At 41.2% G+C, this 725-nt stretch carries 1 protein-coding gene; it reads right to left on the bottom strand.

Going from position 1 to position 725, the window contains the following annotated elements; translation table 11 throughout:
• Nucleotides 1–5: 5 nt before the first annotated feature.
• Nucleotides 6–725 (bottom strand): transposase (locus tag LIZ87_RS22065; RefSeq protein ID WP_227149228.1); only part of this gene is annotated, 720 nt, incomplete at its 5' end.

Genomic DNA, 725 nt, shown 5'->3' with positions numbered 1-725 from the left:
GTTGATTACGCCCAGCACCACTTTTCTTTTTCCTGTATCATTCGGAGTAAATTGATCAATAGTTTCAGATAAGAAACACTTTCCTTCGTATCTCTTCCTTTTGCTGCAAGTATTCTTGCGAGTTTTTTTAGATTCATGCACGCAAATGTCAGCCCGGCCTTCATTTCCATACGGGCTTTTCCTATATATTGTGTATATCGGAAACCATGGTATTCTTTTGCTGTTCCAAAGACTCGCTCTATTGTCTCTTTTCGCAGCCCATAGATTTCCTTATTACCCAGTGTGTGCCGGATATCCTCACATGTCTCAAGATAATCCTCCCATACATGGCGTGTGACAACTTTTGTATGATCTTTACTCTGGGTACATTGTGATAAGTAGGGACAACTTTGACATTTCTTTTTATCGCTCTTATACTCACGGTACCCATCGCGGTTTGTTGTGCTGTACTTCAGAACTTCATTAGCCGGACAGATATACCAGTCATAATACTCATCATATACATACTCGTACTTTTTGAAAAATCCATCTTTTGTCATAGGACATTTATAGGGGAATAATGGCTCTATTCCATCCTTAAGCAGACGGTGTGCGATTGCCGGGCTTTTATATCCTGCGTCCATCACTATCATTTCCGGCCCATAACCGACCAGCTTATCATACAATTCTTTAAACGTCCGGCTGTCATGTTCATTTCCAGGGTGAACGCTATAGCCAAGTACCCA

It is taken from the genome of Lacrimispora sp. 210928-DFI.3.58 (genome assembly GCF_020554865.1).
Classification (GTDB): domain Bacteria; phylum Bacillota; class Clostridia; order Lachnospirales; family Lachnospiraceae; genus Enterocloster.
This window is presented reverse-complemented; position numbering and strand designations above follow the sequence as displayed.